The sequence below is a fragment of the Gemmatimonadaceae bacterium genome, from assembly GCA_030647905.1.
Lineage (GTDB): Bacteria > Gemmatimonadota > Gemmatimonadetes > Gemmatimonadales > Gemmatimonadaceae > UBA4720.
This window is the reverse complement of the sequence record JAUSJA010000030.1, coordinates 47606-59705: the sequence shown is the minus strand read 5'-3', so window position 1 is coordinate 59705 and position 12100 is coordinate 47606. Positions and strand designations below refer to the sequence as shown.

10 protein-coding genes are annotated in these 12100 nt (G+C 64.0%); 4 read left to right on the top strand and 6 right to left on the bottom strand.

The window, feature by feature from the left end; all coding sequences use genetic code 11:
• The 6 genes from rfbB to Q7S20_10650 are packed head-to-tail and all read right to left on the bottom strand — an operon-like array spanning position 1 to position 6317.
• Positions 1-1038: a dTDP-glucose 4,6-dehydratase gene (gene rfbB / locus Q7S20_10675; protein MDO8502295.1), complete on the bottom strand. Its 1038-nt coding sequence runs from the start codon at positions 1036-1038 to the stop codon at positions 1-3.
• Entirely contained in the window at positions 1035-1886 is an 852-nt protein-coding gene (gene rfbD, locus Q7S20_10670; GenBank protein ID MDO8502294.1) for a dTDP-4-dehydrorhamnose reductase, read from the bottom strand. The genes rfbB and rfbD overlap by 4 nt, the downstream gene beginning before the upstream one ends.
• Positions 1887-1894: 8 nt before the next feature.
• Positions 1895-2446, bottom strand: a complete 552-nt coding sequence (gene rfbC, locus Q7S20_10665; GenBank protein MDO8502293.1) for a dTDP-4-dehydrorhamnose 3,5-epimerase — start codon at positions 2444-2446, stop codon at positions 1895-1897.
• The gene (gene rfbA / locus Q7S20_10660) at positions 2443-3330 is read right to left on the bottom strand and encodes a glucose-1-phosphate thymidylyltransferase RfbA (GenBank protein ID MDO8502292.1); all 888 of its coding nucleotides are present in this window, start codon (positions 3328-3330) and stop codon (positions 2443-2445) included. The genes rfbC and rfbA overlap by 4 nt, the downstream gene beginning before the upstream one ends.
• A 9-nt stretch (positions 3331-3339) precedes the next feature.
• On the bottom strand, positions 3340-4611 hold the full coding sequence (locus Q7S20_10655) for a lipopolysaccharide biosynthesis protein (protein MDO8502291.1): 1272 nt from the start codon (positions 4609-4611) through the stop codon (positions 3340-3342).
• Positions 4611-6317: a hypothetical protein gene (locus tag Q7S20_10650; protein MDO8502290.1), complete on the bottom strand. Its 1707-nt coding sequence runs from the start codon at positions 6315-6317 to the stop codon at positions 4611-4613. The genes Q7S20_10655 and Q7S20_10650 overlap by 1 nt, the downstream gene beginning before the upstream one ends.
• 74 nt (positions 6318-6391) lie before the next feature.
• On the opposite strand from Q7S20_10650, the gene Q7S20_10645 reads away from it, so the two are divergent.
• From Q7S20_10645 to Q7S20_10630, 4 genes are all read left to right on the top strand, one after another.
• A complete protein-coding gene (locus tag Q7S20_10645) occupies positions 6392-8143 on the top strand; it encodes a capsule assembly Wzi family protein (protein MDO8502289.1) in 1752 nt (583 codons plus the stop codon).
• Positions 8144-8243: 100 nt separating this feature from the next.
• Positions 8244-9788, top strand: coding sequence for an exopolysaccharide biosynthesis polyprenyl glycosylphosphotransferase (locus Q7S20_10640; GenBank protein MDO8502288.1), 1545 nt, complete (start codon positions 8244-8246; stop codon positions 9786-9788).
• A 122-nt stretch (positions 9789-9910) separates the two neighbouring features.
• Entirely contained in the window at positions 9911-10912 is a 1002-nt protein-coding gene (locus Q7S20_10635; protein MDO8502287.1) for an NAD-dependent epimerase/dehydratase family protein, read from the top strand.
• A gap of 40 nt (positions 10913-10952) precedes the next feature.
• Entirely contained in the window at positions 10953-12098 is a 1146-nt protein-coding gene (locus tag Q7S20_10630) for a glycosyltransferase (protein MDO8502286.1), read from the top strand.
• The last annotated feature ends 2 nt before the right edge of the window (positions 12099-12100 follow it).

Below are 12100 nucleotides of genomic sequence, written 5' to 3'. Positions count from 1 at the left end.
CTACCCGTGCCGCTCCAGGTGCGACGGGTTCGCCACGTACCAGTCCACTGTCTTGCGGATTCCGCTGTCGAACGTCTCGCCTGGCAACCAGCCCAGCTCGGATTCGATCAGCGCGCTGTTGATGGCGTATCTGAAATCGTGGCCCAACCGGTCGGTCACCGACGTCAGCAGCTCCGCGTAGCTTCCGTGCGCCCTTGGAGATCGCTCGTCGAGGATGCCGCAGATCTCGCGGGCAATGTCCTTGTTGCGCCGCTCGCTCCTGCCGCCGATGAGATACGTCTCTCCCTCGCGGCCACGCCTGACCACCGCATCAATCGCAGCGCAGTGGTCCTTCACGTACAGCCAGTCGCGGATGTTGAGTCCCGCGCCATAGATCGGAATCGGCTTCTCCGCCAGCGCCGAGCGGATCACGGTGGGGATGAACTTCTCGGCGTGCTGGTACGGGCCGTAGTTGTTCGAGCAATTGGTGATCGTCACCGGCAGCCCGTACGTGTGATGATACGCCCGCACGAGATGATCGGAGCCGGCTTTGGTCGCGGAATAGGGAGAGTTCGGCGAATACGGCGTCGTCTCGCTGAAGGGTGAATCGGACTCCGCGAGACTGCCAAATACCTCGTCTGTGGATACGTGGTGAAAGCGCACGTCCTTTCGCGCCGAGTCGGCCAGCCACGCTGCCCGCGCGGCCTCGAGAAGCGTAAACGTACCGACGATGTTGGTGCTGATGAACGCGGCCGGGCCGGTTATCGAGCGGTCAACGTGCGACTCGGCCGCGAAATGCACGATCGTATCTATCGAGTTGTCGGCGATGAGCCGGTTGACGAGCGCCGCGTCGGTGATGTCCCCTTCGATGAACGCGTGTCGCGGATCGGAGATCGCGTTCCGCAGATTGTCCAGTGAGCCGGCGTACGTCAGCGAGTCGAGCGTTGTCACTCGAATCTGCGAATCGTTCTCAAGGATGTGCTCGACGAAATTCGCGCCGATGAACCCGGCGCCACCTGTGACGAGAACAGAACGCGGCGCGTGCGTGATATCGCTCAATTCAGCTTCTCCAGCGTCTCAATCAGTGCATCTCTCCAGTGCCGGGGAGTCACGTCGAAGGTTTCGCGGAATGAGGTGGTATCGAGCGCGGAATAGGCCGGCCTGCGCGCGGCGGTGGGGTAATCGGAAGTGGCGATCGGAACGATGCGCGGCGCGTCGCCGCCCCGCAGCTCGAAGATGGCCTTCGCGAATTCATACCATGTCGTGATTCCTGCGTTGCTGAAGTGATACGTGCCGCCAAGCGCCGGGAAAGCGTGCACCCGCTCGGCCGCACGCAGAAGCGCCGACGCGAGATCCGCCGCCGCGGTCGGCGATCCGTGCTGGTCGTTCACCACTCGTAACTCCCGCTTCTCCGCGCCTGCCTGCAGCATCGTGCGAACGAAGTTCCGACCGTCGTGGCTGTACACCCAGGACGTGCGCACGATGGCGTGGCGCTCGCATGCGTCGCGCACGGCGATCTCACCGGCCAGCTTCGACTCCCCGTACACGCCGGTGGGATGCACCGGATCCGAAGGGAGGCAGGGGCGGGAAGAGGTACCGTCGAACACGTAGTCGGTCGAGATGTGAATCATCGTCGCGCCGGATTTCCTTGCCGACCGCGCGAGATTCGCCGGCCCGTCGCGGTTCACCCGCATCGCTTCGGCACGGGCCGACTCCGCGGCGTCCACTCCCGTGAACGCAGCCGCGTTGATGATGACGTCCGGCTGCGCCGCCGCCACGGCCTCGGAGACGGCGGCATCGTCTCCGATGTCGAGCTCACGGTGCGTGAACGCCGAACTTTCCCATCCATTGGCTACGGCCTGCCGGGCGAGCTCGGATCCGGTCATACCGCTGGCGCCGGTGATCATCACGCGCATCAGGAATAGCGCGGAAGATCGGTGCGATCGTCCGACAGCCCGGCGAAGCGCGCGTCTTTCGGAGAGATGATCGGGTTCGACTCGGGCCAGTCTATCGCGATGCGCGCATCGTCCCACGCGACGCCGCGATCGTCGGCCGCATCGAACAGCGCGGTGCACTTGTAGATCACGTCCGCGACATCCGACATCACACAGAAGCCGTGGGCGAACCCCGGTGGAACCCAGAGCGAAAACAGGTTCTCGTCGTTCAGCTCGTGTCCGAACCATTTGCCGAACGTCGGCGAGCCGACGCGGATGTCCACTGCGACGTCGAAGATCCGCCCACGCGCGACGTGCACCAGCTTCCCCTGAGGCGTGTCGAGCTGATAGTGCAGTCCCCGCAGGACGCCACGCGTCGAGCGGCTGTGGTTGTCCTGAACGAAAGTCGCGGAGATTCCTGTTCCATCCAGCGCGCGCGTGCTGAAGGTTTCGGTGAAGAATCCCCTGTCGTCACGGAATACCCTGGGCTCGATCACGAGAACGCCAGGCAGCGGAGTGGGCCTCGCGATCATCGCCCGGGGTTCGCCGGATCGAGAAGCGACAGCAGGTATTCGCCGTAACTGCTCGAGCCCATCCGCCGCGCCAGGTCGCCCAGCGCCGCGGCGTCTATGTATCCCATGCGGAACGCAGTCTCTTCGGGCGATCCGATCTTGAGACCCTGACGCGCTTCCACCACCGCCACGAAATTCGACGCCGCGAGCAACGCCTCGTGTGTTCCTGTGTCGAGCCACGCCATCCCGCGGCCGAGGGTCTCGACTCGCAGGTCGCCGCGGGTGAGATAGTGCCTGTTGACGTCGGTGATCTCGAGCTCTCCGCGCGGCGACGGCGCAAGTGAGCGCGCGATCTGCACGACGTCATTGTCGTAGAAATAGAGGCCGACGACGGCATACGGAGATTTCGGCGCCGCCGGCTTTTCCTCGATGCTTCTGGCGCGGCCGCTCTCGTCGAAATCCACCACGCCGTACCGCTCCGGGTCCTTCACGTGATACGCGAAGATAGTGGCCCCATCTGTTGTAGCCGCAACACGTTGCAGTTGTTCGGACAGACCGTGTCCGAAGAACAGATTGTCTCCGAGCACGAGCGCCGCAGGGCTGTCGCCAAGAAAGTCCGCGCCGATGATGAATGCCTGGGCAAGCCCTTCCGGACGCTCCTGCACGGCGTAGGAGAGCTGAATCCCGAGCTGCGACCCGTCTCCAAGCAGCTCGCGGAATCGCGGCGTGTCCGCCGGCGTGCTGATGACCAGGATCTCACGGATGCCCGCCAGCATCAGCGTCGTGAGTGGATAGTAGATCATCGGCTTGTCGTACACCGGCACGAGCTGCTTGCACACGACGCGCGTTGACGGCCACAGGCGCGAGCCCGAGCCGCCGGCGAGAATGATTCCCTTTCTATTCATTCGGAGTGATCAGGCGGAAATTGGAGACGGCGCGGCGGGAGTACGCGCACGGAGTCGCGCGTAGGTGTCCCTCAGCGTCAGTGCGCCCAGCAGCACGAGCGATCCGACGAGGCTCCACGACATCCACATGATCCCGGAGTTGGGCAGGCAGAGCGCGATCAGCACGACGAGCGTGATGATCAGGTTTCTGCTGTTGACCGCCTTGACGTCGAGTGCGTCGAGAATGCTGCGCATCAGGATGTAGATGACATACGGAATCGCGCCTGTGAGACAAGCGCGAAAGATCGGAATGGCGGGAGCGAACGCCGGCCCGAAGTACCAGTGAATGAAGGGAGGAATCAGGATCTCTCCCAGCACCACCCCCGCAGTGGCCAGCAATATACCGCCTCCGAGAATCTTCAACACGAGGCGGCGGAGACCTGCCATGTCGCCGACGGCGGCCTGCGCGCTCGCCCGCGGCAGTATCACCAGCCCGACGGGTGCGAACGCTCCCGATGCCATCGTGAGAAGCGACATCGCCGCGGAGAACTGTCCCGCCACGACGATCCCATGCTGCCGCACCGCGATGAGCGCCGGAATGGCGAACAATCCGACGAGCGCGAACTCGCCGGGAACCCTCGGCAGCCCGAACCTGAGCAGCACCCGCAGATGCTCCTTCATGCTGGCGACGCCCCGCCAGTCGTTTCGCTCGCGATACAGCACGTGAACGAGAGCGACGCCGCTCGCGACGAGCCACGCCGTGCCCGTCGCGGTGAGCACCGCGGGCGCATTGTGCGCTGACAGCGCGAAGACGGAGACGGGAACGACGCCGAGATTGACGAGCTGCATGGCGTTTGCGAAATGCATCTCCGACCGGCCGCGATACACCGCGTACACCACGCTGTGCAATGCGATTCCCGCGAGCGCGATTGTAGCGGGGGGAACCAGCCGCGACAATGAGTCGGTCCCGAACAGCACCATGGCGCCCCAGCCGGGCGCGAGGTTCAGAAGCAGCACCACAAGCAGGGCGGGGAGGAGTCCGACAGTGAGAGTCGCGGTGGCGAACGAGCTCTCGGAGTATTCGCGCATCGCACCCGCGCGCGCGATGGCGATGTAGCGTGGCGCTGCGACGCCCAATCCCATGACGAGCGGCAGGTACAGAAGCCCGATCGCTCTCCGGCTGAGCGCGTACTCCCCGAATCCGGCGGGCCCGAGCAGCGAAATCGCAAGCTTGAGCAGCAGGATTCCGGAGATGGTCACCAGCAGCTCGGTGAGCGCTGTCCACGCGAGCTGCACGCGCATCAGCGAACGATGTAGCGCACGCCGAGCAGCGCGTTGAGGTTCGACGCGTCTCTTCGGAAGTCGCGATTGAATTCGCGCACGAATATCAGGCCGCCGGTGAGGTCGAAGCCGCCCATGAACCGCGACATCTCGAAGCCGAGTGCGTGGCTGACGTCAATCGAGCGCGGCGAGCGGACTCCGAGCAGCAGGTAGTTGCCGTTCTCCTGCTGAACGATGCGCGTCCAGCTCGCGGTCCAACGCCCGATCGGCGTGAAATGATCCACCGCCATCACCGAGCCCGCGCCAGCGCCGACGCCGGCGTCGGCCCCGAGCAGTTGACCCTTGAACGTGTGTCCCTGCCGGATGAGGCCGTGCACGTAGATCTCACCTTCACCGCGGTAACGCGTGAGCTGCGGCAGCTGAAAATTCATGATCTCCACTCTGCCAGCCGTCAGGACGTCGGCGCGCGTCGTGAACACTTTCCTCGCTCCCAGACTGTACACGCGCGAATGATCGGGCTCCTGGATCAGATCGCGCAGATCAATGCTGTGATCGTCCCGGCCGTATTCGGCGTGAACCTCGAAGCCGCTGTGCGGAAATGCCCACCGCGCGAACGCGGCCACGAGCTGGTTGTCGGAGATGCCGCTATCGTCCACGCCGCCCGGGAAGCGCGGATCCCTGATGCGGTCGGGGGCGATGTTCTTCTTGAGAAAGCCCTGCAGGAACTTCGTATAGTAGCTGCCGGGGATTCCCGATCGCGGCCAGATGGAATGAAAGAATCGCGCGCCGCCGATCTCGAGGCCGGGAAGTCCCCGCGGCTGAACTGACACGACGAATCCTGTCGCGAACCGCCTTTTGCCCGGCTCGGCGCGACTGATGTAGCGCACGGCGCCCGTCACCGGCGAATACTCCGATTGGAGCAGCTCGCCCCAGATCACCTTGCCGTGAAGCTTGCCGATGAGGATGTCTATGGGCTCGCTCGATCCGGCGAAGATATGCGGAAATCCGGCGGCATTGGTTCCGAGGATTACCGGCAGCTCCTGGCCGGGCCCCCATTCCTCGTTGGCCGTGGACGCGCCGAACGAAACGATCGGCAGATCCACCCGCAGAGTGCTCTGCCCGGGATCCACCTGCGAATACGCCGAGGCACCGAAGCGTTGCGGCCTGTCTATCCCGCCGAACTGCGGGTTTCCGAACGCGGCGTTTCCTGTCCTGCCCATCGGCAGAATGTCGAAGTCACTGTTCCCCGCGCGAAAGGCGAGCGGCGCGACCGTGAGCGCCACCGGACCCCACGCTGCGTGAAAGCCGAGCTGAACCGCCGACGTGAGGCCGCGGCCCTGCCACACCGGCCCGTCGTTCGATCCATACGCGAACGCGCTGTTGAAGCGAAGTGTCGTCGTCGGTTGGATCAGCCCATATCGGATGCCGGCGAATTCACGGCTGTCGTCGCGAAGCCTGGCATGCCACGGATGCGCGCTGTCGCGCGGAACGAGCCGGCGAAGCTCGCGCTGCGAGAAGGCGCGCGACGACCACGGATATAGCGGCACCTTTCCGGTCGTCTGCAGATATCGGAGGTAGCTCTCGCCGGGAGACGCGGCGAAAAGCTCCCACCTGATGCTTCCGCCGGTTGCCGCTTCCTGCGCGCGAGCCGGCGACCACGCAACAAAAGTCGCCGCCGCCGCGGCCGCGACGAGTGTGCGGAACAGTGGTGGTTCTGTCCTATTCATGCACTACGTCAAAATGGTAAGTTTCAGTCCCTGTTATGAGAGTGCTGTCCCGTCCAACCACGGCCTGGAAATAGTTGCCCGCACGCGTCCCACAATCTAAGACATGGCATGCGCGGGCGCTCGTGAGCGCCGGGCGCGCAACCGCCGCAGTTTTTCCTTCGTTCTGCCTCGCATTGATCGCCTCGCCCGGCGTCGCCGTCGCGCAGCGCGCGACGGACTCGGTGTCGAGCGTCGTCACGCAATGGGTCACGCCGCTCACACTCGTCGGCGGACAGACCGCGGATCGCATCCGGCTCGATCAGCTCCACGGCCGCCCGGACGTGAGCGGATATCTCATCCGCTCCGCGTCCTCCATCACACCGAGGCCACCGAGCTCGCGCTGGTGGAGCGCTGCCGTGATAGCGCCGGAATTCTACGCCGTGAACAACACCGCGCTGCCGTTCTCGATCAACGACGGCCCGGTCTGGGCGGGAGTGGGAACAAGCTCGCGAATTCTGGGCGGAGTGCAGCTCGCTGCCGGACCGTTGCGGCTGATTCTCGCGCCGGAACTGGTGCGCGAGGACAACGACTACTTCCTGCTTCGCGATACGCTGCGCTTCTACGCGCCGCCGGTTCCCAGGGAGCGACGCGGCGGTGGCTACGTGTTCCCGTGGTATGCGCTGGGACCGTACTCGATAGACCTGCCGACACGCTTCGGGAACAAGCCGATACGGCGCCTCGACGCCGGACAATCCACGGCAATGATCGAGTACCGTGGATTCGCTACCGGAGTGTCGAACGAGAATCAGTGGTGGGGGCCCGGCATTCGCAACGCGCTGGTCCTGAGCAACAACGCCGCCGGATTCCCGCATCTGTTCGTAAGAACCGGGCGGCCGTGGCGAAACCGGTACGGCGAGATCGAAGCCCGACTGCTCGTGGGCGGTCTTACCGAGTCGCGGTACTTCGACACCACGTCCACCAATAACCTGCGCTCCCTCAGCGCATTCGCGTTCACGTTCCGCCCGAACTTCGAGAAGAACCTCGTGATGGGGGGCTCGCGAGCGGTTTACGCCACGTCGAAGGGATGGGACAGAATCGCCGGCCGGCTCCTCGACGCTTTCGCGGCGACGGGGCGACCCAACAATCGCGCTCTTGCTGATTCCGCGCTTGCGCCGGGGGGACGCGACCAGATCTATTCGTTGTTCGCGCGATGGGTGTTTCCCAACGACGGTTTCGAGGCCTACACGGAGTGGGCCCGCCTCGAATTCCCGGTTTCGTTCCGCGACCTTCTCGTTGCGCCGAATCACACCCAGGGGTTCACGCTTGGTCTTCAGTACGCACGTCCGGCGATGACCACACACGGCCGGTTCCGCCTCCAGGCGGAGGCAACGTCGGTGGAGCAGAGCGCGACGTTCAGGGACCGACCCCAGGGGAGCTTCTACACGAGCCGGCGGGTGATTCAGGGATACACGCAAATGGGTCAGCCCATCGCGGCCGGAATCGGCCCGGGCGCCTCCGGTCAGTGGTTGGCCGCCGATTTCATCGAGCCTTCGTGGAGCTTCGGAATCTTTGCTGGCCGTATCCGGTGGAACGAGGATATCCACAGCACCTATGGGTTCGCGCAGTACCAGGGTTACTGTATCCATGACGTCAGCGTCTTTCCCGGGGCACGCGCGTCCGCCGCAAGCCGCTTCGGATATATTTCTGCCGACGTCTCCTTCGGGAACCGGCTGAATGCTTTTTTCCAGGAGCAGTCGGGATGTCCGAAGGGCAATTCGACGTTGGACATCCGCAACCGGACGATCAGTGTCACGGTCGGGACGTTCACTTCGGGTCGCGCGTGGTGACTTCGGGCCCTAAATTGATGCTGGCCAGCAACTTGTGCTCGCGGGACCGGGGGCGGCGACGGTTCGCCCCGGGGGCTTTTTCTCTGTCAATACCTGCCTGATGGCAAAACGGTCGTCGCTCGCGGATCACCATCACCTCCGGCTCACGCCAGCGCCGGGGGACTCGTTCCCATCCGCGTACGGCGCGTCTCCGCTCAATGTGCGGACGCGGCTGCGTGAGCGGCGCCCCGTTTCCGTCAAGCGTCACACCGCGCGTATAGCCACCCGACTCGGCGTTCTCCTGCTCGGCGACGTCGCGGCGATTCTCGTATGTGAGCTTTTCTCGTCCCTTGTTGCGTCGAGCGGGCTGCTCGGTGAGGGAATGGCCTCGCAGTTCGCCCGGGCTCTCGACGCCGGCTATGGCGCGGGAGTGAATTTCGGGCTCGCGGTCATAACGAGCCTCGTGATCACGGGCAATTACAGCAGGCATCGCCGGCTCAACGGGCGCCTTCGGCTTCTCGCCGCATCGTCCCTCGCGTCGGCCGTGGTTCTGTGGGGAATGCTGGCGTCAGGCGATCTGATTGGCGCACTCGTCATCTACATGGTGACCGCCACGCTCACGTGGGTCGTGCTGCTCGGTGAGCGGCTGTTCACGGAAAGATTCCTGAGCCGCATATGGCCGGGCGCACGCGGTGCCGCACCCGCTGTCCTCATCACGGATCGAAGAGCGGACAGCCTGCATCTCGAGCACGCCGTCATCGGCGCCGGGGGGGACTATTCGCTTGCCGGGTATGTTCCTGTTGGCCGCATGACTTTTGATGGTGTGCTCGGTGCGATCCGCGATCTGCCCGAGATAATTGAGGCGCATCGCGTCGAGGCGGTCGTGGTCTGCCAGCATCTCACCGACCAGCAGATCATGAACGTTCGCGAGGCGAGCCTCGCCACGGGCTGCCAGCTCCTCTATCCGGCGAGGGCGGTGAAGATCGCCGGCGTGCGTCCCGCGCTCGTCTGGCATCAGGACCAGCCGTTCTTCGAGCTTGGCGCCCCGGTGCTCAAGGCGTCCGCCGTGATCACCAAGCGTGTGGTGGACCTTGTGGGTGCGGCGGTCGGGCTCGTCCTGCTCACGCCCGTTCTGGCTCTCATCGCGATAGCCGTCAAGCTGGATTCGCCCGGCCCGGTGTTCTTTGCGCAGGATCGCGCCGGACTCGGCGGTCGCCGATTCCGCATGCTCAAGTTCCGCACGATGCGCGTCGGAGCTGACGCCGAGAAGTACTCGCTTTCGCACCTCAATCACTCCGGCGACTCGCGGCTGTTCAAGATCCCCGAGGATCCGCGCGTGACACGGCTCGGGGCGTTGCTCAGGCGATGGAGCCTGGATGAGCTGCCGCAGTTCTGGAACGTTCTCCGCGGCAACATGTCGCTGGTCGGCCCGCGGCCATTCTTCGAGGCGGATTTCGCGACCTACCAGGACCACCATTTCCGGCGACTCGACGCCAAGCCGGGAATTACCGGCCTATGGCAGGTCAGCGGACGCAGCTCGGTCGTGGACTTCGAGGACGTGGTTTACCTCGACCGGCAGTATATCGAGCAATGGACGCCCTGGCTCGACGTCAGCATCATGTTCCGCACTCTTCCCGCCGTCGTCCGCCGCACTGGCGCATACTGATCCGCGGCTTCTGGTTCCCGAATGGCGAAATTTGAAATCTGCCTGCGCCTGGCGCGGGCAGTCACTTTATTGGGCACGGGCGGCCGCATTTGCGCGGCCGAACAAGTCGCGTGGAGGCAGTCTTGAAAGTTTTTGTGAGCGGGGCCGCGGGTTTCCTGGGAAGTCATCTCGCCGATGCGTTCATCGCGAGCAATCACCAGGTCGTCGGCTGCGACAACATGATCGGCGGAGATCTGCAGAATGTCCCTGAGGGGACAGAGTTCGAGCAGGCGGACTGCGCCGACGTTGCGGCGATGAAGCGGCTGACGAAGAACGTGGACGTCATCTTCCATTGCGCGGCTATCGCCACCGAGGGATTGAGCGTTTTTTCCCCGGCGCTCATCGGCCAGCACGTCTATGTCAATACGGCCGGAATCCTCGCTGCGGCCGCGACCAACGAGGTGAAGCGCTTCGTCCATTGCTCGAGCATGGCGCGCTACGGCAACGGGCCGGTTCCGTTCGTCGAGGATCAGCCGCTGCAGCCGGTTGACCCGTATGGCATCGCCAAGTACGCCAGCGAGCTGCTCGTCAGGAACGTCGGCGAAACGCACGGGATGGAATACGTCATCGCGGTTCCGCACAACATCATCGGACCCAGGCAGAAGTACGACGATCCCTATCGCAATGTCGCCAGCATCATGATCAACCGGATGCTTCAGGGAAAGCAGCCCGTCATCTACGGCGACGGAGGCCAGAAGCGGTGCTTCTCTTTCGTCCAGGACTGCGTCAACCCGCTCATCAAGATGGGGACTCTTCCGGGGATGTCCGGCGAAGTGATCAACATCGGCCCCGACGAGGAATACGTGTCCATCATGGAGCTCGCCGGGACGATCGCCGAGCTGCTCGATTTCAGGCTGGATCCGATCATGGTGCCCGACCGGCCGCGCGAAGTGCGCTATGCCACATGCTCGGCCGACAAGGCGCGCGCGCTCCTCGGCTACAGCACGACGGTGAGTCTTCGCGACGGGCTTCAGAGCATCATCGAATGGATCTCCGCGCACGGCACCAAACCGTTCGACTATCACCTGCCCATCGAGATCGAATCTCCGCTCGTGCCGAAGACGTGGACCTCTCGCCTCATCTGAGGATCGCGACGGAGATATCGCAAGCGGCGGTGATGATCGCATGAGCGGAACAACGCGAACCCGGCGTCCGCTCCGCATCGGAATGCTCGGGCTCTACGGCATGACGATGCCGAAGCTTCACTTTACCGGATTTGAGACCGGGTTCGGCGAGATCGCCCCGCGCCTCGCGGCGATGGGGCACGACGTCGTGATGTACTGCCGGCGCGGCTCGTTTCCGCCCGACATGCGAGTGCCCGAATACAAGGGAGTGCGCCTAGTCTACGTTCCGTCGCCGGGAGGCAAGAATTTCTCGGGGCTGATCGCGACATTCTTCGCCACGGCCCACGCACTGGCTACGGGACGCTACCAGATCTATTTCTTCGTGAACGTCGGCATGGGGCATCACGCCGCGCTTTGCCGCCTCTTCGGGCGCAAGGTCGTGATGAACGTGAACGGCCTCGACTGGACCCGCGCCAAATGGGGCCCCGTCGCGAGGTGGTATTTTCTGTCCGCAGCGCACTCGGCCGTTCGCTTCTGCAACGAGCTTGTGACCGACGCCGACGCGATGCGCGAATTCTACCGCGAGAGGTTCTCGAAAGAGACGACGATGATCGCCTACGGGGCGTACGTGGAATCGTCAGTGAATCCGGAAGTCGTCCGGCAGTTCGGCGTTGAGCCGGACGATTACTACCTCATCGCCAGCCGCCTTATTCCCGAGAACCACGCCGACTTTATCGCGGAGGCGTTTCTCGCATCCGGATCGCCGAAAAAGCTGCTGATCGCCGGGGGGGCGAACTACGACAGCCCGTTTCACCGCAAGCTGCGCACTCTCGCCGGCGACCGGGTGATTCTGGCGGGCCACATAGATGACCAGGCCGTGATCCGCGAGCTCCACTGCAACTGCTTCGCCTACCTGCACGGACACTCGGTGGGCGGCACCAATCCGTCGCTACTCAAGGCGATGGGATACGGTAACTGCATCCTCGCTCTCGACACGGTTTTCAACCGGGAAGCGCTTGCCGATGGCGGGATTTTCTTTCCGCGGGACGCCGAGGTTCTGGCGGGCATGATTCGCGATATCGAATCGGATCCTGCGCGTGTCGAAGCGCTGCGGCGCATGGGGCCCGAGCGCATCCGAGCCAACTACACGTGGGAGAAGATCGCGAACCAGTACGACGAGCTCTTTCGCGAAGTCGCCAGCCGATGAGC